17 protein-coding genes are annotated in these 23759 nt (G+C 67.8%); 10 read left to right on the forward strand and 7 right to left on the reverse strand.

What is annotated here, in order from left to right:
- The first annotated feature begins 12 nt into the window (after positions 1-12).
- Together IEW87_RS04010 and IEW87_RS04015 are read left to right on the forward strand one after the other, a co-directional pair.
- Positions 13-1419: a rhamnulokinase gene (locus tag IEW87_RS04010; protein ID WP_188711004.1), complete on the forward strand. Its 1407-nt coding sequence runs from the start codon at positions 13-15 to the stop codon at positions 1417-1419.
- A gap of 322 nt (positions 1420-1741) precedes the next feature.
- Positions 1742-3019 carry a multidrug effflux MFS transporter gene (locus IEW87_RS04015; protein ID WP_229731171.1) on the forward strand — a complete coding sequence of 426 codons (1278 nt, stop codon included), beginning with the start codon at positions 1742-1744 and terminating at the stop codon, positions 3017-3019.
- A 64-nt stretch (positions 3020-3083) separates the two neighbouring features.
- Here IEW87_RS04015 and IEW87_RS04020 read toward each other — a convergent pair whose 3' ends face one another.
- Together IEW87_RS04020 and IEW87_RS04025 are read right to left on the reverse strand one after the other, a co-directional pair.
- A complete protein-coding gene (locus IEW87_RS04020; protein ID WP_188712648.1) occupies positions 3084-4475 on the reverse strand; it encodes an MFS transporter in 1392 nt (463 codons plus the stop codon).
- 5 nt (positions 4476-4480) lie between these two features.
- Positions 4481-4909, reverse strand: coding sequence for a MarR family winged helix-turn-helix transcriptional regulator (locus IEW87_RS04025; RefSeq protein WP_188711005.1), 429 nt, complete (start codon positions 4907-4909; stop codon positions 4481-4483).
- A gap of 140 nt (positions 4910-5049) precedes the next feature.
- On the opposite strand from IEW87_RS04025, the gene IEW87_RS04030 reads away from it, so the two are divergent.
- The 3 genes from IEW87_RS04030 (at position 5050) to IEW87_RS04040 (ending at position 8030) form a co-directional block, all read left to right on the forward strand.
- Positions 5050-5883 (forward strand): alpha/beta fold hydrolase, encoded by an 834-nt coding sequence (locus IEW87_RS04030; RefSeq protein WP_188711006.1) that lies wholly within the window; start codon positions 5050-5052, stop codon positions 5881-5883.
- Positions 5884-6048: 165 nt separating this feature from the next.
- Positions 6049-7098, forward strand: coding sequence for a lipoate-protein ligase LplAB (lplAB, locus tag IEW87_RS04035; protein WP_188711007.1), 1050 nt, complete (start codon positions 6049-6051; stop codon positions 7096-7098).
- An 83-nt stretch (positions 7099-7181) separates the two neighbouring features.
- The gene (locus IEW87_RS04040) at positions 7182-8030 is read left to right on the forward strand and encodes a DNA-methyltransferase (RefSeq protein ID WP_188712649.1); all 849 of its coding nucleotides are present in this window, start codon (positions 7182-7184) and stop codon (positions 8028-8030) included.
- A gap of 110 nt (positions 8031-8140) precedes the next feature.
- Here the strand turns inward: IEW87_RS04040 and IEW87_RS04045 are convergent, their stop codons facing one another.
- Positions 8141-9817 (reverse strand): thiamine pyrophosphate-dependent enzyme, encoded by a 1677-nt coding sequence (locus tag IEW87_RS04045; protein ID WP_188711008.1) that lies wholly within the window; start codon positions 9815-9817, stop codon positions 8141-8143.
- A 117-nt stretch (positions 9818-9934) separates the two neighbouring features.
- A complete protein-coding gene (locus tag IEW87_RS04050) occupies positions 9935-10924 on the reverse strand; it encodes an LLM class F420-dependent oxidoreductase (RefSeq protein ID WP_188711009.1) in 990 nt (329 codons plus the stop codon).
- Between the two features lie 83 nt (positions 10925-11007).
- On the opposite strand from IEW87_RS04050, the gene IEW87_RS04055 reads away from it, so the two are divergent.
- Positions 11008-11724 carry a GTP pyrophosphokinase gene (locus IEW87_RS04055; protein ID WP_188711010.1) on the forward strand — a complete coding sequence of 239 codons (717 nt, stop codon included), beginning with the start codon at positions 11008-11010 and terminating at the stop codon, positions 11722-11724.
- Positions 11725-11848: 124 nt separating this feature from the next.
- Here the strand turns inward: IEW87_RS04055 and IEW87_RS04060 are convergent, their stop codons facing one another.
- The 3 genes from IEW87_RS04060 to IEW87_RS04070 form a co-directional block, all read right to left on the reverse strand.
- Positions 11849-12886 carry an LLM class flavin-dependent oxidoreductase gene (locus IEW87_RS04060; protein ID WP_188711011.1) on the reverse strand — a complete coding sequence of 346 codons (1038 nt, stop codon included), beginning with the start codon at positions 12884-12886 and terminating at the stop codon, positions 11849-11851.
- Positions 12887-12974: 88 nt separating this feature from the next.
- On the reverse strand, positions 12975-15050 hold the full coding sequence (locus IEW87_RS04065) for an acyltransferase family protein (protein WP_188711012.1): 2076 nt from the start codon (positions 15048-15050) through the stop codon (positions 12975-12977).
- Positions 15051-15281: 231 nt separating this feature from the next.
- Positions 15282-16679, reverse strand: coding sequence for a dicarboxylate/amino acid:cation symporter (locus IEW87_RS04070; RefSeq protein ID WP_188711013.1), 1398 nt, complete (start codon positions 16677-16679; stop codon positions 15282-15284).
- 185 nt (positions 16680-16864) lie between these two features.
- Here IEW87_RS04070 and IEW87_RS04075 point away from each other — a divergent pair, with 185 nt between their 5' ends.
- The 4 genes from IEW87_RS04075 (at position 16865) to IEW87_RS04090 (ending at position 23758) form a co-directional block, all read left to right on the forward strand.
- Complete coding sequence (locus IEW87_RS04075) at positions 16865-17779, forward strand: cation:proton antiporter domain-containing protein (protein ID WP_188711014.1); 915 nt, start codon at positions 16865-16867, stop codon at positions 17777-17779.
- 155 nt (positions 17780-17934) lie between these two features.
- Complete coding sequence (locus IEW87_RS04080; RefSeq protein WP_188711015.1) at positions 17935-20085, forward strand: GmrSD restriction endonuclease domain-containing protein; 2151 nt, start codon at positions 17935-17937, stop codon at positions 20083-20085.
- Positions 20085-22535 carry a type I restriction-modification system subunit M gene (locus IEW87_RS04085; protein ID WP_188711016.1) on the forward strand — a complete coding sequence of 817 codons (2451 nt, stop codon included), beginning with the start codon at positions 20085-20087 and terminating at the stop codon, positions 22533-22535. The genes IEW87_RS04080 and IEW87_RS04085 overlap by 1 nt, the downstream gene beginning before the upstream one ends.
- Complete coding sequence (locus IEW87_RS04090) at positions 22532-23758, forward strand: restriction endonuclease subunit S (RefSeq protein ID WP_188711017.1); 1227 nt, start codon at positions 22532-22534, stop codon at positions 23756-23758. Before IEW87_RS04085 ends, IEW87_RS04090 begins: the two co-directional genes overlap by 4 nt.
- The last annotated feature ends 1 nt before the right edge of the window (position 23759 follow it).

Below are 23759 nucleotides of genomic sequence, written 5' to 3' on the forward strand. Positions count from 1 at the left end.
TCAGGAGACACTATGAAATCAGTCGCTGCCGTTGACCTCGGCGCCACGAGCGGCCGCGTGATCGTGGGCCGCTTCGACCGGGGATCCATCCAGATGGAGACCGTCGGGCGCTTCGCGAATGACCCCGTGCAGACCCCGGGCGGCATGCACTGGGATCTGACGGCGCTCACCCGCGGCGTCACGGACGGTCTGCGGGAGGCATTCCGCGCCGCCGGCGACATCGCGTCCATTGGTGTGGACTCCTGGGCGGTCGACTACGCCCTGCTGCGCGGCGACCGCATGCTCGGCACGCCGTTCCACTACCGCGACGATCGCACGGCGGGCGGCGTGGAGCGGGTGCACGGCATCGCGCCGTTCGACGAGCTCTACCGGCGCAACGGACTGCAGTTCCTGCCCTTCAACACGCTCTACCAGCTCGCGTGCGAAGAGGGCGTCCTCGACGCCGCCGACAGCATGCTGATGATCCCGGACCTCTTCGGGTGGCTGCTGACGGGGGAGAAGGTCGCCGAACGCACGAACGCGTCGACGACCGGTCTGCTCGACGTGACGACGCAGCAGTGGGACACCGAGCTCGCGAGCCGCCTCGGCGTGCCCGCGCGGATCCTGCCGCGCCTCGTCGACCCGGGCGACACGGTCGGATCCCTGCTCCCTCACGTGGCGCGCGAGCTGGGTGGATCCGCGCCGGTTGTCGCCGTCGGATCGCACGACACGGCCTCGGCCGTCGTCGCGGTGCCCATGAAGGCCGACCAGGCGGCGTACATCTCGTGCGGCACGTGGGGCCTCGTGGGCGTCGAGACCGCGAGCCCGGTCCTCACCGACGCCGCGCGCGAGGCGAACTTCACGAACGAGGGCGGCGTCGACTCGCGCACGCGGTTCCTGCACAATGTGATGGGGCTGTGGCTGCTGAGCGAGACGATCCGCGAGTGGGAGCGGGAATCCGGCGAGAAGATCGACCTGCCCGCGCTGCTCGCAGAGGCCGCACGGGTCGAGGGACCCGTCGGCATCTTCGACGCGAACGATCCCGTCTTCATGCCCCCGGGCGACATGCCGCGCCGGATCCGCACGTGGCTCGCCGAGCACGACCAGCCCGTGCCGGCCACCCGCGCCGAGTTCGCCCGGTCGATCGTCGAGAGCCTCGCGGAGGCCTTCGCGTCGGCCGTGCGCACGGCCGGGGAGCTGTCCGGTATCGATGTGCGCACGATCCACATCGTCGGCGGCGGATCGCTCAACCAGCTGCTCTGCCAGCTGACGGCCGACCGTTCGGGGATCCCGGTCGAGGCCGGCCCGGTGGAGGCCACCGCGATCGGCAACCTTCTCGTGCAGGCCCGCAGCGCCGGGTTCATCTCGGGCGACCTCGACGCCATGCGCGCGGTCGTGGCCGAGGCGTTCCGCCCGACGCGCTACACCCCCGCCTCGTAAGTACACCCCCACTCCGTAAGTACGCCCCACCCCCTAAGTGGGTCGCCAGAGATGGTCGTAATTCGGCCCACACAGCGACCATCTCTGGCGACCCACGCTTGAGGGTCGCCACACTTTGCAGCGACGCGACGCGCAGACCTGCAAACTCTGGCGACCCACGGGGTGGGCCGGTAGCGTCGTTCCGAGACCTCGCATGACGCACAACTGAAACCGGAGCCCCGTGTCCCACGACGAGCACGACGAGCGCGAAGACTACGACGCGCACCCGCAGACCGGGATGTTCTCCGCCGCGACCGGACTCATCCCGATCCCCACCGGCCTCATGCCGGTGCCGGATCACGTGCGCGGCGCCTCGCGGGAGACGGCGAGCGTTCACCCGGGGGATCGGCTCTCCCGGACGCGCCTGTTCTGGTACGTCATCCTGCTCGGCGCTCTCACGGCGCTCGGGCCGTTCACGGTCGACCTGTACCTGCCGGCGTTTCCGATGCTGGAGGACGACTTCGACACGACCGCCGGCGCGGTGCAGCTGACGCTCACCGGCACGATGGTCGGGTTCGCAATCGGCCAGCTCATCGTCGGTCCGCTCAGCGACGTCATCGGGCGCCGCACTCCTCTCCTGGTCGCCACGAGCCTGCACCTCGTCTCCAGCGCGTGCGCCGTGTTCGCCCCAAACCTCGCCGTGCTCGGGGTCGCTCGTGTCCTGATGGGCATCGGCGCGGCCGGCGGCGCGGTCGTCGCGATGGCGATCGTGCGCGACTTCTTTGGCGGCCGGCGGCTCGTCATCATGCTGTCGCGGCTCGCGCTCGTCACGGGCGTCGCCCCCGTGATCGCGCCGCTCATCGGATCCGCGCTGCTCGAGGTCATGCCCTGGCGCGGCATCTTCGTCGCGCTCGCCGCGTACGGCGCGGTGATCCTCGTGGCCGCGATCTTCGCCCTCCCCGAGACGCGCCCGAAGGCGGATCGCGCGACGGCCGAGACCGTCTCGATCCGCCACCGGTATCGCGTCGTCTTCTCCGACCGCGTCTACGTCGGCGTGCTCATCATCGGGGCGATGACGTTCTCCGGACTCTTCTCGTACCTGTCGTCCTCGTCGTTCCTGTTCCAGACCGGGTATGGGCTCACGACGATGCAGTACGGTCTCGTCTTCGCGGCCAACTCGATCGGGCTCGTGATCGGCAACCAGATCGCGGCGCAGCTGGCGGCGCGCTTCGGGCCGCAGTGGGTGCTGGCCTTCTCAACCGGCATGCTGCTTGTCGCGGGCATCGCGATCCCGGTGTGCGCGGAGCTCGTCGAGGGGCCGTGGGGCGTGATCATCCCGCTGTTCTTCTTCATGTCGGCGTGCGGATTCACGTTCCCGTGCGCACAGGTGCTCGCGCTCGACCGTCATCCCGGCGCGGCGGGCACCGCGGCATCCGTGCTCGGCGCGGCCAACAACGGCGTCGCAGGCATCATCTCGCCGCTCGTCGGCGTCGTCGCGGCGTGGACCGGCGGGATCACCCCGATGTCGATGTCGTCGATCATGGTCGGCTGCGCGGTCGTCGGGATCGTCGCGCTATGGGTCATCGTGCGTCCCTGGACACTCGGGCGGTTGTCGGACTAGGGGCGCGTCACCGGCGGGCGCACAAAACGAGGAGATCTCACGAGGAGCGGTGGCCTGACGAGGATCACTCCTCCTTTCGTGAGATCTCCTCGTCTGGTGATACCCCGCCGTAGTCCTCGGGGCGCGGCTTCAGCTCCGGCTGCGCCGTGGTCGTCTGGGCGAGTGTGTCGTCGGTCGAGGGGCGCTGCGGGATCGCCTGCGTGATGATGTCGATCGGGCGCGTCTCGTCCACGACGACGCGGAAGCGTGACGTGGCGTTGCGGTGCATGCGGCCGGATCCGAGCAGCCACGCGAGGCCGACCGCCGCGGCGAGGATCCCTGCCGCGCCGCCCACGAGGAGCGCGACGCGCGGGCCCCACAGGTCGGCGACGGCGCCGACGATGGGAGCGCCGATCGGCGTGGATCCCATCATCACGGCCATGTACAGCGCGAGCACGCGTCCGCGCAGCGCCGGATCCGTCGTCGTCTGCACGTAGCCGTTCGCTGTCGTCAGCATCGTCACGGTGCAGAATCCGATTCCCACGCAGACGAGCGCATACGCCAGGTACGCGGGCGTCGCCGCGGCGACGAACTGCATGACGCCGAAGCCGGCGGCGGCGAGCATCGCGACGCGCAGTCGCGCTCGATCTCGTCGCGCGGCGAGCAGCGCGCCGGCGAGGGATCCGATGGCGAGAGACGAGCTGAGCAGCCCGTAGCCGTCGGCGTCGCGACCGAACTCGAGGGCCATCGTCGATGCGAAGATGGGGAAGTTCATGCCGAACGCGCCCATGACGAACGCCATCGCGAACGTCACCGTGATGTCGGGGCGCGAGCGAACGTACCGTAGGCCGTCGGCGATGCGGCCCTGTCCGCTCTTCGAGCGCGCCCGGGGCTGCAGCTCGTCGGTGCGCATCGCCACGAGGGCGACGAGCATGGCGGCGAACGTGGCGGCGTTGATGATGAAGACCCAGCCGCTGCCGATCGCGATCAGCAGCAGGCTGCCGGCGGCGGGACCGATCAGCCGCGCCATGTTGAACGACGCCGAGTTCAGCGCGACCGCGTTCGAGGCCTGGGTGCGGCCGACGACGTCGCTGACGAACGCCTGCCGGGAAGGCGCGTCGAAGGCGTTGGTGACGCCGAACAGCGTCGCGAGGATGAGCATCATCGGCAGCGTGAGGATCCCCGTGAGGAGGAGCACGCCGATGATGAGCGAGAGGACGCCGAGGGTCGACTGCGTGATGAGCAGCAGCTTTCGCCGGTCGAACCGGTCGGCGACCCATCCGGACACCCCGACAAGGATGAGCGGCGGCCCGAACTGGCACGCCATCGTGATGCCGACGGCGGTGGCGTCGTGGTCGGTGAGCTCGGTGAGGACGACCCAGTCCTGCGCCGTCATCTGCATCCACGCGCCGATGTTGGAGATCAGGGCGCCGATGAACCAGACCCGGTAGTTGAACAGCCCGAGCGACCGGAACATGCCCTTCATCGGTGCACCTCGCGCAGGATGATCTGCGCGGCCTCGTTGAGGGTGGTCCGTTCCGCGTCGGTGAGCCGGTCGAGCACGGTGGCGAGCCACGTGTCGCGCCGTTCGACCGTATCGGCGACGACCGCGTACCCGGCGTCGGTGATCGCGATGCGCACCTTGCGGCGGTCGTCGACGTCCGCGACGCGGGTGACGTAGCCGACCTCTTCGAGGGCGTTGACCGTGCGATTCATCGACGGCGCGGTGACGCCGTCGCGTTCCGCGAGGGCCGTGAGCGTGTGCGGACCGTGCACGCGCAGGGCGACGAGGACGGCGAACTGGCCGTCGGTCATCGTCGAGACAGAGCGTTGCTGTCGGATTCGTCGCGCCAGGCGCAGGGTCGCCGCGCGCAGGTCGGAGGCATCGTTGTGGGGTGAGTCGTTAGCCATTCTAATAATTAGATTAGCTCATTAGCTTTGTTAAGCAAACGGCGCGCAGTGTGGCGCATGTCGGAGGACGGCGCGGATCGGCTCGCATCCCGTCAGATCTGGATGCTGTGCCGCCGTCGTGCGTCTGAGAAGATCGGCGCATGCCCTCGTTCGTCGATCACCTCGGCACCCGGATCCACTACGACGTCGCCAGCCCCGCTGGAACGCCGCGCGGCGCGGTGCACGTGCTGCACGGCGTCGGGGAGCACGCCGGGCGCTACGCCGCCCTGCTCGAGGCGCTCGCCGCGGCCGGCTGGGTCGCCTACGCCGACGACCACCGCGGCCACGGACGCACGGGCCTCGAACAGCACGGATCCGCCGACCGGCTCGGACGCCTCGGTCGCGGCGGCCACCGCGCGGCGGAGGACTCGGCGTTTCGCATGTCACAGATCGCGCGCGACGAGAACCCGGGAACACCGCTCGTGATCCTCGGCCACTCGTGGGGATCGTTTCTCGCGCAGAAGCTCGTCAACCGCCACCCCGACATGTACGACGCGATCGTGCTCGTCGGATCCGCGCTGCGCTGGCCCGGCGCCCTCAACGCCGGCCCGCTCAACAAACGCTGGCACGGGCCGGGCGCGAAGGGCAACGAATGGATCTCCGAGGATCCGGCGGTACAGGATGCGGCCCTGAAAGATCCGATGACGGTGCAGAAGTCGCTGCCGGAGCTCTTCGGCCTGCCTAACGCGATGCAGCTCTACGGCCTCCCGGCGCGGGGTCTGCCGGACACGCCCACCCTGCTGCTCGTCGGCCGCGACGACACCGTCGGCGGCCCCCGCGCCGTGCACCTCCTCGCCGATGCGTACCGCGACCGCTCGGGCTTCACCGACGTCACGACCCGCGTCTACGAGGGTCGCCACGAGATCCTCAACGGCTACCTGCAGGCCGAGGTGCGCGCCGACATCCTCTCCTGGCTCGACGCCCGCTTCAACTGACGCGGAGTCGGGCGTCGGGCGGCCGGCGGTGCTTCGGCCGGCCTGCAGGACTACGGCAAAATCCGGCCCGATCCCGCAGGAACCCGTGGTTCCGCCCGATCCGGCGCCGGATTGCCGTAGTTGTGCATTGGGCGTCAGCGCGACCCGCCCGGCTACGCTGGATCCATGCACGGTGAGTACAAGGTTCCGGGCGGCAAGCTCGTCGTCGTCGACCTCGAGGTCTCGGACGGCACGATCACCGAGTTCGCGCTCGCGGGCGACTTCTTTCTCGAGCCCGACGACGCCCTGATGGACATCAACCGCGCCGTCGTGGGCCTGCCCGAGACCGCCGACGTGGCGACGATCGCCGCCGCCGTGCGGCGTGCCCTGCCCGAGGGGGCGCAGCTGCTCGGCTTCACGCCCGAGGCGGTCGGCACGGCCACCCGGCGGGCCCTCGTGACGGCCGCGACCTGGTCCGACTTCGAGTGGCAGGTCGTCGACGACCCCGCCGTGTCGCCCCTCATGAACCTCGCGCTCGACGAGGTGCTCACGCAGCGCGTCGGCGAGGGCGCGCGGACCCCGACGTTACGTATCTGGGAGTGGGATCGCTCGGCGGTCGTCATCGGATCCTTCCAGTCGTACAAGAACGAGGTCGACCCCGCTGGCGCCGAGAAGCACGGCTTCGACATCGTGCGCCGCATCTCGGGCGGCGGAGCGATGATGATGGGCGCCGGGCAGATCATCACCTACTCGCTCTACGCGCCGGCCTCGCTTGTGGCTGGGCTGACCTTCGCCGACTCGTACGCGTTCCTCGACGACTGGGTGCTGCACGCGCTGCACTCGGTCGGCGTCGAGGCGACCTATCAGGGGCTCAACGACATCACGAGCCCGCAGGGCAAGATCGGCGGCGCGGCGCAGAAGCGCCTCGCCAACGGCGGGATCCTCCACCATGCGACCCTCAGCTACGACATCGACGGCGAGATGATGACCGAGGTGCTGCGGATCGGACGCGAGAAGCTGAGCGACAAGGGCACGACGTCGGCGGCGAAGCGCGTGGATCCGCTGCGCAGCCAGACTGGCATGGGCCGCCGCGAGATCATCGACGCCTTCATCACGCAGTTCGAGAAATTCACCGGGGCGACGCGCGGATCCATCACCGACGACGAGTACGCTGCGGCCGAGGAGCTCGTGCGCACGAAGTTCTCGACCGACGCCTGGCTGCACCGCGTCCCGTGACCCTCTCCGAACCCGCGCCGCGCCTGACGCGCGCCGCGCCCGTCGCGATCCATCATGGCGACAACCTCGAGGTCATCGCGCAGATGCCGGATGCGTCGTTCACGATGATCTACCTGGATCCGCCGTTCAACACAGGCCGCCGCCGGCAGCACACGACCGAACGCGCGACCCACGCTCCCGAGGTCCCCGAGCCGCCGGCGCCCACCCCCGCGGACGCCCTATTCGGCGACGACCTGCTCACCACGCCGGCGAACCCAGCCTGGAACGGCTTCCACGGTCGCCGGTACGAGCGGATCCGCGAGACGCTGACGACGTTCGACGACCGGTTCGACGACTACTGGGCGTTCCTCGAGCCGCGGCTGCGCGAGGCGTGGCGACTGCTCGCCGACGACGGCACGCTCTATCTGCACCTCGACTACCGCGAGGCGCACTACGCGAAGGTCATGCTCGACGCGGTCTTCGGCCGCGACCGGTTCCTGAACGAGATCATCTGGGCCTACGACTACGGCGCGAAGAGCCGGTCGCGCTGGCCCACGAAGCACGACACGATCCTCGTGTACGTGAAGGATCCGGAGAAGTACCACTTCGATTCCGAGGCCGTCGACCGCGAGCCGTACATGGCGCCGGGTCTTGTGGATCCGGAGAAGGCGGCGCGGGGAAAGCTGCCGACGGATGTGTGGTGGCACACGATCGTGCCGACCAGCGGATCCGAGCGCACCGGCTACCCGACGCAGAAGCCCGAGGGGATCCTCACCCGCATGATCACCGCGTCGACGCGACCCGGCGACCGCGTGCTCGACTTCTTCGCGGGATCCGGCACCACGGGCGCGGTCGCGAGCAGGCTCGGGCGCCAGGCAGTGCTCGTGGACGGCAGCCCGCGCGCGATCGAGGTCATGCAGGAGCGCATGCCCCACGCGATTGTCGTGCGGTAGGGGCGCCGGCCCCCGCCGTCGGCGCCCTTCGCGACGACGCATGCTCACCTGTGCACGGCGCTCGCGCGTCCGCGGGCGGTGCCACCGCCCCGCCCGCGGCGCGACGGCGATCAGTACGCCTGCACGCGCTGCTCGACGATGAGGTGGATCAGCGCGAAACGGCCGTCCTTCGTCGCGGCGATCGCGTCGGCGACGCCCTGGGCGACCTGCGACTCGTCGTCGATGCGCACGCCCCACCCGCCGAACGCCGTGGACATGGCGGCGAAGTCGGGGTTGATCAGCTGTGTGCCCGAGACGCGGTCGGGATGGAAGCGCTCCTGGTGCGTGCGGATCGTGCCGTACTCGGCGTTGTCCATGACGACGATGAGCGGGGTCGCCCCGTACTGTCGGGCGGTTGCGAGTTCCTGGCCGTTCATGAGGAACTCGCCGTCGCCCGCGATCGTGATGATCTGTCGGTCGGGAAAATCGAGCGAGGCCGCGACGGCCGAGGGAACCGAGTAGCCCATGGACCCGTTGCCCGCGCTGACCATCGCCGGGTAGCGCCGCACGGGGAAGTAGCGGTGCGCCCAGTTGGTGTGTTCGCCGGCGCCGAGGGTGACGAGCGCGTCGTCGTCGAGCAGCGGCACGAGGTGCGCCATGAGGGTGTCCATGCGGGCGGGACCGGTCGTGCCGGGCACCGGCAGGGCGGCAAAGTCGAGTTGCTGCTCGCGCATGCGGGCGGTCCACCGGGCCCAGTCGGGGCGCGGTGCGATGTCGAGGGCCACGAGGTCGCGCACGAACGCCGCGGGCTTCGACAGGATCTGGTGTGACACGGCGCCGGAGCGGCCGCGCATGAGCGAGTCCATCGACACGATGAAGTTGTTGAGGTGCCAGCCCTGGCGCGCGATGTAGCTCGTGAGCACGTCGCCCGGAACGGTGCCGATGAATACGACGAGGTCGGTCTCGGCGAACAGGTCGTAGGTGGGCTTCGGGCGTCCGTACCCGATCGGCCCGACGTAGCTGGGCGAGTCGCTCGAGACGACGCCCTCGGTGCGCCACTCGGCGGCGGCCGCGATGCCCTGGCGCTCGAGCCATCCGGTGAGCAGCTGCGACGATTCCGGCGTCCAGTCGCTGCCGCCCGTGACGAACAGGGGCTTCTCGGCGCGGGCGAGGGCCTCGGTCAGTGCGTGGGCATCGGATCGGGCGACGCCGCCGGTCGCAACGGGGATCGGCGGGATCGCGCGCACGTCCACGCGCTCGCGGATGAGGTCTTCCGGCAGCCCCACGACGACGGGGCCGGGGCGGCCGGACCGGGCGGCGAACAGCGCCTCCGCGGTGATCTCGCTCGCGCGCTCGGGCGAATCGAGCACGAACACGCGCTTGGCACCCTTCTCGAACCAACCCTGGATGTCGAACTCCTGGAACGCCTCGCGCTGACGGTGATCGCGGGGGATGAGCCCGATGAACAGCACGACGGGCGTCGAGTCCTGCCAGGCCGTGTGGATCCCGACGAGCGCGTTCGCGGCGCCCGGGCCGCGGGTGACCATGACGATGCCGGGCAGGTCGGTGAGCTTGCCCTCCGCCTCGGCCATATACGCGGCGCCGCCCTCCTGCCGCGTGACGATCGTCTCGATCGATGAGGCGTGCAGGCCGTCGAGCACCTCGAGGTAGCTCTCGCCCGGCACGACGTACGCGCGCGGAATCCCGTGCTCCTCGAGGGTGCGGACGATCGCGTGGCCGGCGGACTCTGTCGTCGGGGCGGGGGCGGTCTCGGTGTGGGTGAGAACGTCGGTCACGAAAGGCTCCATTGCGGGACGAAGATTCTTTGGTCTCTTCGATTCTGAGCGCTATCCGAGGGTTCTCGCGCCACGGAGGCGAGAAAATTCCGGAGTTCTTCCGAAAAAAGCGAGACCCACGGATCCGCGTCAGGCGAGCTCGGGGATGACGCGGCCCTCGAACAGCTCGACGCTCGAGAGGTCGTACGCCATCTCGGGGAAGTAGGTGATCGTGTAGTCGACCCCCGCGTTCTTCAGCTTCTGCAGGTGCTCGGTGACCTGCTCGACCGTGCCGACCGTGGGCACGTCGGTGCCGTACTTGCGCATCGCGCTCTCGTAGCGCTCGCCGAGGTGCGGCTGCAGGCGCGCGCCGACGGCGGCGACGCGATCGGCCACCTCCGCCTCGGTCTCGCCGATGATGACGTTGACGTTCGTCGATCGCGTGATCTCGGCCTGGTCGCGTCCGAGGGCATCGCAGTGGCCGCGCAGCACCTGATCCTTGTGCCGGAACTGCTCGATGTCGCCGCCCGCGAAGTTCGTGTATTGCGCGTAGGTCGCCGCGATCTTGAGCGTCACCTTCTCACCGCCGCCCGCGATCCAGAACGGGATCGCCGGATCCTGCAGCGGTTGCGGCTGCACGATCGCGCCGTCGACCTGGTAATAACGTCCGTCGAGGGTCGCGGACCCGGTCTCCCACGCCTGCTTCATGATCTCGACGCCCTCGCGCAGCATGCGCAGGCGGTCGGGGATCTCCGGGAAACCGTAGCCGTACGCGCGCCACTCATGCTCGTACCAGCCGCCGCCGATGCCCATCTCGATGCGGCCGCCCGAGACGTGATCCGCGGTCGCCGCGACCTTCGCGAGGTAGGCGGGGTTGCGGTAGCCCATGCAGGTGCACATCTGGCCGAGGCGCACGCGCGAGGTCGAGGCGGCGAACGCGGCCATCAGGGTCCATGCCTCGTGCGTCGCCTCGTCGCTCGGCACGGGGGTCGTGTGGAAGTGGTCGTAGACCCAGATCGACTCCCACGGGCCGTCGTCGGCGCGCTGGGCGAGCCGGCGCATCGTGTTCCACTGCTCGGCCGCGTCGATGCCGACGAGGTCGAAGCGCCAGCCCTGGGGGAGGAAGGTTCCGAATCGCATGTGGTCAGGTTAGCCCGGCCGCGCGGCGCATTCATAGGCTGCACATAGTCCTCGGCCCAGTGGGGCAACGTATGGTCGAGGGTATGAGCACCGTTGAGGTTGACGACGCCGTGATTCGCCTCGCGCGTGAGTTGCGCGATGAGATGCAGCAGTTCCTGAACGAGTACGAGTTCGGGATGCGGGAGATCGAGACGAAGCTCCAGATCCTGCGCGACGACTTCGCGCAGCAGCACTCGCACAACCCGATCGAGCATCTCTCCAGCCGCGTGAAGAGCGTCGACTCGCTGATCGAGAAGGTGCAGCGCCGTGGGGTCGAGCCGACGTTCTCGGCGATCCGCGAGGAGATCACCGACATCGCCGGGGTGCGCGTGACGTGCAGCTTCGTGAGTGACGCCTACCGCCTGTTCGAGCTGCTGCTCGGACAGGACGACGTCGGGGTGCTGCTGGTGAAGGACTACATCGCCGAGCCCAAGGAGAACGGGTACAAGAGTCTGCACGCGATCGTGACGGTGCCGGTGTTCCTGCCGCGCGGCACGGTGCACGTGCCGGTCGAGGTGCAGTTCCGCACCATCGCGATGGACTTCTGGGCCAGCCTCGAGCACAAGATCTACTACAAGTACGACAAGCAGGTGCCGCAGCAGCTGCTCGACGAGCTGCGCGAGGCGGCCGTCACCGCGAGCGACCTCGACGTGCGCATGGAGCGCCTGCACCGCCAGGTCCACGGGGATGACGACCCAGATCCGACGCCCGCGCCGCCGCTGCGCGAGATCGCTCAGACCGACCGCCCCCACGCGGCGTAGGAGCGCGCGGGCGCTCCTTCGTCGGCCTCAAGTCCACAAGTCTCCGACAAGTCCGGCGCGATTCACAACGGACTTGTCGGAGACTTGTGGACATGCGTCGGCGCACCGGACATGCGCCCGCGCGTTACAGCTCCGCGGCGAGGAGCTCCAGCGTCTGCATGCGGCCCGGCGTCTCGTCGAGAGGCTCGGACTCGTAGGCTCCCGCGCTCGGCGAGATCATCACCTCGTCGACGCCGTGCGTCTCGGCGAACGTGCGCAGCTCGTCAGCCACCTTCGACGGCTCTCCGACGAACCACCGCTGCCGGTTCTGCTGCATGAGCGAATCCTCGAGTGCGTCCGACGGATCCCGCAGCACCTCGTCGACGGTCTCGATCTTGCGCATGGGCTTGTTCGAGCGCAGCCGCGCGAACTGGCGCAGCTGCGGTAGCGCGCGCTCCTCGGCCTCGGCCTGGTTCGGCGCCACGACGACGTTCGCGGTCACGAACGTCACCGGCTCCGGGAACGTCTCGCTCGCGACGAACTCCTGCCGGTACAGCGACATCGCCCGCTCGATGCCCTCGCCCGCGAAGTGGTGCGCGAACACGTACGGCAGCCCGAGCTGCGCGGCCAGGCGGGCCGAGAAGTCGCTGGATCCGAGCAGCCACACCATCGGGGATCCGGTCGCCTCGGGCGTCGCGTGCACGTCGTACGTGTCGCCGGACGTGAACCGCACCGTCGCGCCCTCCGGACCCATGAGCTGCATGATGTCCTGCACGTGATCCGGGAACTGCTGGGCCTCGCTCGTCGTGCCCGAGCGCCGCAGCAGCTGCGTGATGACCGGATCGCTGCCGGGCGCGCGGCCGAGCCCGAGATCGATGCGGCCCGGGGCGAGCGCCTCGAGCGCGGCGAACTGCTCGCCGACGATCAGCGGGGCGTGGTTCGGCAGCATGACGCCGCCCGAGCCGACGCGGATCCGCTTCGTCTGCGTCACCGTGGCCGCGATGAGCACGGGAGGCGACGTCGATGCGACCGCTGGCATGTTGTGGTGCTCGGCGTACCAGTAGCGCCGGAACCCGAGCTCGTCGGCGGTGCGCGCGAGCGCGAACGACGTCGTCAGGGCCTGGGCGGTCGTCTGGCCCGTGCGCACGGGCACGAGGTCGAGGACGGAGAGTGCGGGGGTCATCTTCAACTGCAACACCCGCGCCCGCTCGGTATTCCCGCGCGCGCACCGGAACCGCGCCGGCGCGCGGCCGCGAAAGCGACCGGATCCGCTACGGCAGCACCTCTTCGAGTTCGCGTCCGATCGCGGGGGCGAGGTGCTCGACCCAGAGGCGGTTCAGGTGCGACTCGTCTTCGTACAGGGGCAGCTCGCCGGCGAACAGCGGGCAGCCGTCGTCGGAGCACACGAACTTCTCGGTATCGAGGTAGAAGGCCCCGGCGGCCTCGACCTCCTCGCGGGTGATCGTGTTGCTGTGCTGTTCGGTGCTTTCGCCGGAGACGACGCAGTCGGCCTGGTTCGAGCTGGGGGAGTCGATGCAGTCCTGCGGGGCGACATCGTCGCGGGCCGGCACGTCACCGAGCGCGATCACGCGGTCGCTCAGGGCCTGGTAGTCGACCATCGCCTCGGCCACGGCGTCGCGCCACTGCTCGTCGACGGTCGCGTCCGGGTGGTCGGCCATGCGCAGCTGACCGCGCGCGCCGAGCATGACGGCTTCGGGCTCGAGTTCGGCGACCTTCTCCTGGGTGAACTCGCGGAACCGGTCGCACGTGGGGAACTCGGTTCCGCCGTTGCCCTGGTCGACCGAGTAGGCGCCGCACGCCATCTTCGCGAAGAGAGCGACGCGGAAGTTGTTCTCCTTGCCGATGATGTTGAGTGCGGGCAGCCACATCGCGGCGTGGGAGTCGCCGACGAGCGCGATGGTGGTCTCGGATTCGGTGTCGCCGAAGAAGCACACGTCCGCGGAGTCCTCACCGCTCGAGGCGTAGCAGTCGCTGTCGGCGATGTCGGTCCACATGGCGTCGCGAATCGCCTCGGCATCGATGTCGGGCGGGATCGGGGCGCCGGACTCGGCGACCTCGACTGCCTCGTCGAGGTCTTTCTGTACCTGGTCGGCGTCTTCGGGCTCGCTGGTCTGATAGCCGTGCTCGTCGAAGTACTCCTGGGCGATCTGGCGGTTCGCCTCGGCGCGCACGTTGCCGTAGGCGGAGGATCCGAGGGCGACCGCGACGACGACGATCACGCTGATCGGCCACAGCCACAGCGTCTTGATGTCCTGCGAGAACACCGGCACGCGCTTCTTCTGGAAGGGCTGCTCGACCACGTGGTAGGTCAGGCTCGCGAGCGCGACGGAGATCGTGATGATGATCGGCGCGGTGAGGAGGAACGACGTCGAGGCGGGCACCAGCGCCTCGATTGCGAGCGCGACGGGCCAGTGCCACAGGTACAGCGAGAAGGAGATGTCGCCGACGTAGCGGACGGGCGTCCACTGCAGGATCCGTCCCGTCCAGGTGTTCGGGCCGGCGGCCAGCAGCAGCGCCGTGCCGACGACGGGGAAGAGCGCGTGCCAGCCGGGGAACGGCGTGAACTCGTCGAACTGCCACGTCGCGTAGGCGAGGATCAGGATCCCGACGGTCGCGGCCGCGTGTCGCCAGCGCGAGGCGAGCGGTGAGGTGAGCACGCAGGCGAGCAGCGCACCACCGGCGAGTTCGAACGCGCGGGCCGCAGTGTCGAAGTAGGCCGCCTCGGGGCGCTCGCCGGTGGCCCACAGCGAGTAGGCGAGGGAGGCGACGAACACGACTCCTGCGGTGATCGCGAAGCCGCGCTTGCTGAAGCGAGGCACGACGAACAGCACCAGCAGCGGCCAGATGATGTAGAACTGCTCCTCGACCGCGAGCGACCAGTAGTGCTGGAAGAGGCTCGGGGCCTCGACGGAGAAGTAGTCGGTGCCGGAGAGCGCGAGGTGCCAGTTGGCGAAGAAGATGCTCGACCAGGCCGCGTCTGCCGTGGTCTGGTGCAGGCGCTCGAGTGACAGCGTGAAGGTCGCGTAGAGGACGATCGCGACGGTGACGACAGTCGCAGCCGGCAGGATCCGCCTGGCGCGCCGGACGTAGAACTGCGAGATCGAGACGGTGCCGCTGCGCTCGACCTCGCGCAGCAGCAGCTGGGTGATGAGGAAGCCCGAGATGACGAAGAAGACGTCGACACCGATGTAGCCGCCCTCGACGAGGGGGACGCCGGCGTGGGCGACGAGCACGAGCCCGACGGCCAGCGCGCGGAGCCCCTGGATGTCGGGGCGCCACGTGCTCGGTGCTTTCTTCAGCACCGGGGTATCGACTGTCGCGCTCATAACTACCACGTTAGTTACCGTTTTGTGATGTTTCTGGGAGCGCGGGATATCGGGCGGGTCACGGGCGCCGTTGTTCAGGGTCGGTCGGCTGTCGGTGGCTCGCACAACAACGCAGTCAATCCCGGGCCCCAGGTGGCCACGTGCCGCGTGTTTCCGCGGTGTGGTCCGATCCGGAGCCGGAATCGACTGCGTTGTGTTCGAGGTGCGCCGCTCAGGCGACGATGGATTCGCCTATCGGGCGGAGTGCGCCGTGTCGCGGTCGGCGTCGACGGGCTCGTCGGCCTCTTCCTCGTCGTGGAACGGCAGCCCCTCGCGCGGCGCGTTGTAGAGGTCGAGGTCGAGGATCTTCTCGCGCTTGGCGACGATCGCCGGGATCAACGCCTGGCCCGAGACGTTGAGCGCGGTGCGGCCCATGTCGAGGATCGGGTCGATGGCGAGCAGCAGGCCGACGCCCTCGAGCGGCAGGCCGACGGTCGACAGCGTCAGGGTGAGCATGACGGTCGCGCCGGTCGTGCCGGCCGTTGCGGCGGATCCGACGACCGAGACGAGCACGATCAGCGCGTACTGGATGAACGTCAGCTCGATGTCGAAGAACTGCGCGACGAAGATCGCGGCGATGGCCGGGTAGATGGCGGCGCAGCCGTCCATCTTGGTGGTCGTACCGAACGGCACGGCGAACGACGCATACGAACGGGGGACCCCGAAGTTGCGCTCGGCGACGCGCTGCGTGAGCGGCAGGGTGCCGATGGAGGAGCGGCTGACGAACCCGAACTGCGTCACCGGCCACACGCCCGTGAAGTACTGCTTGATCGACAGGCCGTGCGCCTTCGCGAGCAGCGGGTAGACGACGAAGAACACCAGGGCGAGGCCGATGTAGATGGCGACGGTGAACCACACGAGCGAGGTGAGCTTCTCCCAGCCGTACTGCACCACCGCGTTACCGATGAGGCCGAGCGTGCCGATGGGGGCGACGCGAATGATCCACCACACCACCCGCTGGATGACCTTCAGCAGCGACTCGGTGAAGTCGAGGAACGGCTCGGCCTTCTTGCCGGCGCGGAGCGCGGCGAGGCCGACGACGAGCGACACGACGATGATCTGCAGGATGTTGAAGCTGACGGATCCGGTGAACGCGCCGCCCTCGTCGATGCCGCCCCGCACGCCGAGGCCGAGGAAGTTCTCGGGCACGAGGCCGATGAGGAAGTCCCACCAGGAGCCGACGCGCGAGGGCTCGCCCGTCTCGAGACCGCCGCCTGCGCGGGCGCCGGGCTGCAGCACGATGCCGAGGGTGATCGCGATCGACACCGAGATGAGCGCGGTGATCGCGAACCAGAGGAGAGTCTGTCCGGCCAGGCGCGCGGCGTTCTGCACGCGGCGCAGGTTCGAGATGCTCGCGACGATGGCCGTGAACACGAGCGGCACGACGGCGGCGCGCAGCAGGGTGACGTACGAGGATCCGATCGTGCCGAGCGTGTCGGACAGCCACGTGGGGTTCTCGGCCGAGGCGCCGAACTGGCGGGCCGCGAGGCCGAGGACGATGCCGAGGACCAGCGCGGCGATGATCTGGAAGCCGAAGGAGGCGTAGAAGGGACGCTTCTTCTTCACCTTCGGATCGGTTGTTGCGGACATGAAAAATCTCCTGAGGAAACGGGGGCTGATGCGGCGCCGAGCGCAGCGGTCGGCGCAGCGACCTGATGCCATTCAACTCCTCGACGGGCGTCGATGTTCCCGATGTTTCCCTGAGTTTCGGTTTCGGGGTGGGGCCAGGGGGAATCTCCGTCATGGGGTGACTTCTGCGGACGTAATGTGACGTGGTGGGTAACGGGTTGGCCGGTTCGATCGCGATCACGTCGCTTGCTCGACGGCGTGGCTGGCCCGCTCCGCTCGTCGTCACCGCGGTTGCGCTCGTTGTCTCGTACGCCTCGGGGCAGATGTGCAAGGGCATCAAGCTGCGGCGCTGGAAACATGCGCCCGAGGCGGGCAGAGCGGATCCGTCCTCCCGGCCCGGCCGACGCATCGCCGAGCAGAAGAAGCGCCGCGCGGCGATGGCCGTGCAGTCAACGGCGCAGGCGATCCGCACGCGGGTGCAGAAGCCGCGGCTGTCGTGGCAGGAGCGCCTCGTCGTGTCATGGTCGAGCATGCGCGGTGTCGTGACGCTCGCGCTCGCCGTGGCGCTGCCCGACCTCACCGAGCACGGGATGCCGGACGGAAACGTCGAGACGATGATCGCCGTCGCGTACATCGTCACGGTCGGCACCCTGCTGCTGCAGGGGCTGACGCTTCCGGCGCTGATCCGCGGGCTGGGCGTGTCGGCGACGGATCAGACGGTGGCCGACAACCGCGAGATCGCGCGCATGCGGCGGCTCAGCAAGGAGGCGGGCGTCGAGTACCTGCGGGAGCAGCAGGAGCGCTGGGGCGCAAAGTACGGATCCGACGACATCGACGCCTTCAAGCGGTTCTCGCGTGGGTTACTGAGGATCGAGCAGGGCGCGGAGCGCGGGGATCGCGAGATCGACGGAGCCACGGATGACGCGACCGCGCGCCGGGGCGGGGTCGCGCACGAGGAGTTCCTCGCGCTGTCGAAGGGCTGGCTCGCGGTGCGCCGCCGCGTCGCGCTCGAGCAGTCGAGGGCGGGAAACCTCAGCGAGGAGGTCATGCGCGAGGTGTTCGACGCGATCGATGCGGAGGAGCTGGCGTTGGATACGAAGGGGGCGCTGCGGAAGAAGTAGGGGATGAGGCGCTCGTCCGACACATCAGACTCGGGATGGGACACATTCGTCACGCGCGGAGGCCGTCGCGCCCGGGTGGCGGGCACCGGATACTAATACACTGAGCAGCATGCAGGCGCTCCATGAAATCCCGGTATGGCCCCGAGGTTCGCTCGATGAGGACCGACGTCGTCAAGCCGCAAGACGTGTTCTACCGTCCCACGCGTCTCGTGGTGCCGCTTTTCCAGCGCCCATATGTGTGGTCGCGGGAGTCGCAGTGGCAGCCGCTGTGCGAGGACATCGTTCGGCTTATCGAGGTGATCGATCGGCACGATCAGAACGCGACGCACTTCCTCGGTGCCATCGTCATCCAGCAGGTGCCGACTTCGTTGGGTGTTCTGCCAACGTGGAACGTCATCGATGGACAGCAGCGCCTGACGACCCTCCAGCTGTTCCTCAATGCGATGTACTCGTCCTTTGAATATCGCGGCTTTTCGAGCCTCGCCCGACGGATTCTGCCACTGACGGAGAACTCGCAAGACGAGCGCACAAAGGACGAGGACCGCTACAAGGTCTGGCCCACGAACCGCGACCGCGAGGGCTTCGCGGCAGTTATGTCGCTGCCGGTCGCGGCGCAGTACAGCGACATCGCGCACACACGGATGCGCGACGCGCACGAATTCTTCACCGGATCCATCACGGAGTGGCTCGGGGACGGCGACGACGTCGAACGGCGTGCGGCGTCCCTCGCGGATTCGGTGATGACTCGACTCGAGATAGCGAGCATCACCCTTGAGGCGAACGAAGACGCGCAGGCGATCTTCGAGACGCTCAACGCCCGCGGCACGCCCCTGTCGGCGGCCGACCTCATCAAGAACTACGTCTTCCAGCAGATGCCGGAGGAGCGAACCGAGCGCGCCTACCTCGCGTACTGGGCGGACTTCGAGACGCCGTGGTGGGAGCAGACGGTCACATCGGGGCGCGTGAAGAACACGCGTTCGTCGCTGTTCCTCTGGCAGTGGCTGACCGCCCGCACGCTCGAGGACTTTCCGATCCGCGAGGTGTTCACGCAGTTCAAGCACTATGTGAGCACGGTCGCGAAGGACATCGGCGCGCTGCTGCCGCAGATCAAGCGGGCGGCGGATCGCTATCGCGCGGTGATCGAGGGATCCGCGCGAGAGGTCGGCGAGCTGAGCCGCATCGAGCTGTTCAGCTACCGCGTCGACGCGCTGCGTACGGACGTCGCGCGCCCGTTGCTCATCTGGCTCGACGAGCCGGAGCAGGAGGCGATCACGGACGAGGATCGCAACCGGATCCTCGGGACCCTCGAGTCCTGGTTCGTGCGGCGGGCGCTGGTGAAGGCGACGTCGCAGGGATCCAACCGGACGATCGTCGACCTCCTCCGGCGCGTGAGCAGCCTTCCGCCGGATCGGGTGGCGCAGGGAGTCGTCGACTTCCTCGCAGACATCCACTCGCGCACGGGCTACTGGCCGGACGACGCCGAGGTGCGATCGGTCGTCAGCGAGGTGCGCGCCTACTGGTCGTACCGCCAGTCGATTCAACGGATGATCTTCGAGGCGCTCGAGGACGTCAAGCGCGGATACCCCGACGGGCGACGCTTCGCGATGGGCCCGATCGTGCGCGGCAAGGCCACGATCGAGCACCTCATGCCTCAGAAGTGGCGCAAGAGCTGGTTCGCCGAGCTGAGCGACGACGAGCAGGCCATGCGGGATCACCGGATCCAGCAGCTCGGCAACCTCACGATCGTCACTCAGTCGCTGAACACGCGCGTCTCGAACGGACCGTGGGAGCAGAAGAGGGATCACTTCCTGCGGTCCGACGACGTGCTCATCACGAAGGACGCGATCGATCTCGCCGGGGAGACCGGCTGGGACGAGGGCGCCATCGAGCGGCGCACGGAGCAGCTGATCGATCAGATCCTCGTCGTCTGGCCCGCGCCGCACGGGCACGTCGGGCTGACCGAGACGCGAGGCAACGGCTCGGCGTCGAACGAGGTCGATGTGGCACAGCTCGTCGACGCCGGATGGCTCGAGGCCGGGACGCGACTGGTGCCGGGCGGCAGCTACTTCGCGGAGGGCATCGAGGCGGCGATCGCGCAGGACGGGCGGATCCACGTCGGCGAGACGCCGCACGACACCCCCTCCGGCGCGGGCCGCGCGGTGCTCGGGCACGGCGTGAACGGCTGGTGGTACTGGGCGCTCGCCGGCACGGAACGACGGCTGTCGCACGTGCGGGATGAGTACCTCGCGAGCGTCGGGGACGCGAAAGGCGTGAGCGATGGCGACGACGACGGAAGAAGAATCTGATGGCGCTCAAGAAGTCTGACCTCTACAGCTCGCTGTGGGCCAGCGCGGACCAGCTCCGCGGCGGCATGGACGCGAGTCAGTACAAGGACTACGTCCTGACGCTGCTCTTCATGAAGTACGTCACGGACAAGGCGAAGTCCGACCCGGACAGCCTCATCGAGGTGCCCGAGGGTGGTTCGTTCGACGACATGTTCGCCGCGAAGGGCGACAAGGAGATCGGCGACCGGTTCAACAAGATCATCGGCAAGCTCGCCGAAGCCAACGACCTGCGTAACGTCATCGACCAGGCCGACTTCAACGACCCCGAGAAGCTCGGCAGCGGCAAGGAGATGCAGGATCGCCTCTCCAAGCTGGTGACGATCTTCAACGATCTCGACTTCAGTGGCTCGCGAGCTGAGGGCGACGACCTGCTCGGGGACGCCTACGAGTACCTGATGCGTCACTTCGCGACGGAGTCGGGCAAGAGCAAGGGCCAGTTCTACACGCCCGCAGAGGTGTCGCGCGTCGTGGCGAAGGTTGTCGGCATTGGCCGCCAGACGCGTCAGGATGAGACGGTCTACGACGCCGCAGCCGGTTCCGGATCGCTCTTGCTCAAGGCGGCTGCTGAGGCGCCGCGCGGCATGACGATCTATGGCCAGGAGAAGGACAACGCCACGTGGGCGCTGTCCAAGATGAACATGATCCTCCACGGCAATGAGACCGCGGAGATCTACAAGGGTGACACGATCACCAACCCGCAGCTGACGAACGGGACGAGGCTCAAGACCTTCGACTACGTCGTCATGAACCCGCCGTTCTCCGTCAAGTCGTGGAGCAACGGGCTCGAGGAGGACTACGGGCGCTTCGAGTACGGCAAGCCTCCTGAGAAGAACGGTGACTACGCCTTCCTGCTCCACGCGCTGACGTCGCTGAAGTCCGAAGGCAAGGCAGCCGTCATCCTCCCGCACGGCGTGCTGTTCCGTGGCAACGCCGAAGGCAACATCCGCCGCGAGCTGCTCAAGCGTGGCTTCATCAAGGGCGTCATCGGTCTGCCGGCAAACCTCTTCTACGGCACGGGCATCCCTGCGTGCATCGTCGTGCTCGACAAGGAGAACGCCGTTGGCCGTGCGGGCGTGTTCATGGTCGACGCGTCGAAGGGGTTCATCAAGGACGGCGCCAAGAACCGCCTGCGCGACCAGGACATTCACCGCATCGTCGACACGTTCAACAAGCAGATCGAGATCGATCGCTACTCGCGCATGGTGCCGATGAGCGAGATCGCCGATCCGAAGAACGACTACAACCTCAACATCCCGCGCTACATCGACAGCTCGGAGCCCGAGGATCTGCAGGATCTCTCCGCGCACCTCAACGGCGGCATCCCGAACCGCGACATCGAAGCACTCCAGAAGTACTGGGATGCACTGCCGTCACTGAAGGACGCGCTCTTCGAGCCGCTCCGTGAGGGATACTCCAGCCTCAAGGTCGAATTGAGTGAGGTGCAGGACTACGCGCTTCACCGCAGCGGGCTCGACAGCCTCCGCGCACAGGTCGCTGCCATCGTCGACGATTGGTTCGCCGCCCACCGCGGCACGCTCCTGAATCTCACAGCCGAGACCAGGCCGGGCGACTTGATTACGACGCTAAGCGACGACCTGCTCGAACGCTTCAAGCCGGTTCCGCTCCTCAACGAGTACGACGCCTATCAGCAGCTCACGACCTATTGGCACGACGTCATGCACGACGACCTGAGCCTAATCATGGCGGAACTGAGCGCAGGCGGAGACTGGGCGAAAGCAGCGGCACCCCGCCCGACCATCGAGGACAAGGAGCGCAAGCTCAACGAGACCGCGGACCTCGAGCTCGGTACCGGTCGCAAGAAGACCAAGTACAAGATGGATCTCGTCCCGCCGTCACTCATCGTGGGGCGCTACTTCGCAGATGAGCAAGCGCGCGTCGATGAGGTGAACGCGGAGCTCGAAGCGGCGACGGTGGCGGTCACTGAGCACGCAGAGGAGCACGGCGCCGATGAAGCGCCGCTTGCCGAGGCGACGAACGACAAGGGTACGTACACGAAGCAGCTCGTCAGCGCGGTGATCCGGGAAGCCCGAGCGAGTGGAGACCAGGAGATTCTCGACTGCGCCAAAGCCGCTCTTGAGCTGGTGAATCATGAAGCTGTGGCGAAGAAGGCGGCGAAGGAAGCTCAGGCTGCGCTCGACGAGCAGACGCTCCGCAAGTACGGCGACCTGACGGACAACGAGGTCAAGTCGATCGTGCTCGACGACAAGTGGCGTGCCGCGATCGCGGTGAAGATCGACGGTGAGGTTAACGCGCTGACCCTCGCGCTCGTCGCTCGCATCCAACAGCTCGGAGAGCGGTACGCCGTAACCGTCGGCAGCCTTGCCGCTCAGTTGGAGCGGCTCGAGGCGAAGGTTTCTGACCATCTTGCTGTCATGGGGGTTTCGTCATGACCACTGATGCTCCGTGGCGTAGCGCGCGGCTCGATGCGATTGGCACGGTCATTACTGGCAGCACGCCGCCGACCGGTGTCCGTTCGAACTACGGTCGGCAACATCTTTTCGTGAGTCCAGCCGATCTCGGACGTAGCAAGTATGTGCGGAGCACGGCCAAGATGCTCTCCGCTAAAGGATTCGGTCGGTCGCGTCGAGTTCCTGCCGGCGCAACCCTATTCGTGTGTATCGGTTCGACAATCGGAAAGATTGGGATGGCTGATCGTGAACTCACCACGAACCAGCAGATCAACTCGGTCATACCTAACGCTGCCGTTGATGCGGAGTATCTCTACTACGCGTCATCGACTCTGTCGACGTTGGTGCGTGAGCAGGCTGGTGAGCAAGCTGTCCCGCTCGTGAACAAGTCTCAGTTCTCGGAGTTTGAGATCCTGTTGCCGAGCCTGCCGGAGCAGCGGGTGATCGCCGGAGCCCTTGCGGATTCCGATGACCTGATCGCCACACTCGAGCGCCTCATCGCCAAGAAGCAGGCGATCAAGCAAGGCATCATGCAGCAGCTCCTCACCGGCAAGACTCGCCTCCCCGGCTTCACCGGTAGGTGGGACGAAGTCGCTCTCGGGGAATCGGGTGCGATCACAGGGGGAGGGGTCGATAAGACTCGCAACCCCACGGAGACGGCCGTGGTGTTACTGAACTATATGGACGTATACCGAGCTGAGTTCATTGATCAGGGGACGGCGACGATGCATGTGACAGCGTCGGCGCCGAAAATGGCGAAATGCTCCGTAAAGGCTGGAGACGTCTTTTTTACCCCTACATCAGAAACGCCGGACGACATTGCTCGCTCTGCCGTTGCTGACGCCGACTTGCCGGGCGTGGTGTACAGCTACCATCTTGTTCGTTGGCGGCCCGGGCCGGGTTGGGATCCGTCATACCTTGGGTACGCGTTCTCGACAGAGAGCTTTCGAGCTCAGGCCTCGACCCTCGCGGCTGGAAGTGGGACACGGTACGTCGTGAGCATGCCTGGCTTCCGAAGCCTGGTTGTACCGAAGCCCGCGATCGACGAGCAGCGGGCGATCGGTGCGACGCTCCGCGAAGTGAGCATCGAGATCAACGCGCTGAACGCTCGACTCAGTAAAGCCCAAGCAGTCAAGACGGGCATGATGCAGCAACTTCTGACTGGCCGCACCCGCCTGCCGGTGAATGACGTGGTCGCCGCGTGAA

The sequence above is a fragment of the Microbacterium faecale genome (genome assembly GCF_014640975.1).
GTDB classification, from domain to species: Bacteria; Actinomycetota; Actinomycetes; order Actinomycetales; family Microbacteriaceae; genus Microbacterium; species Microbacterium faecale.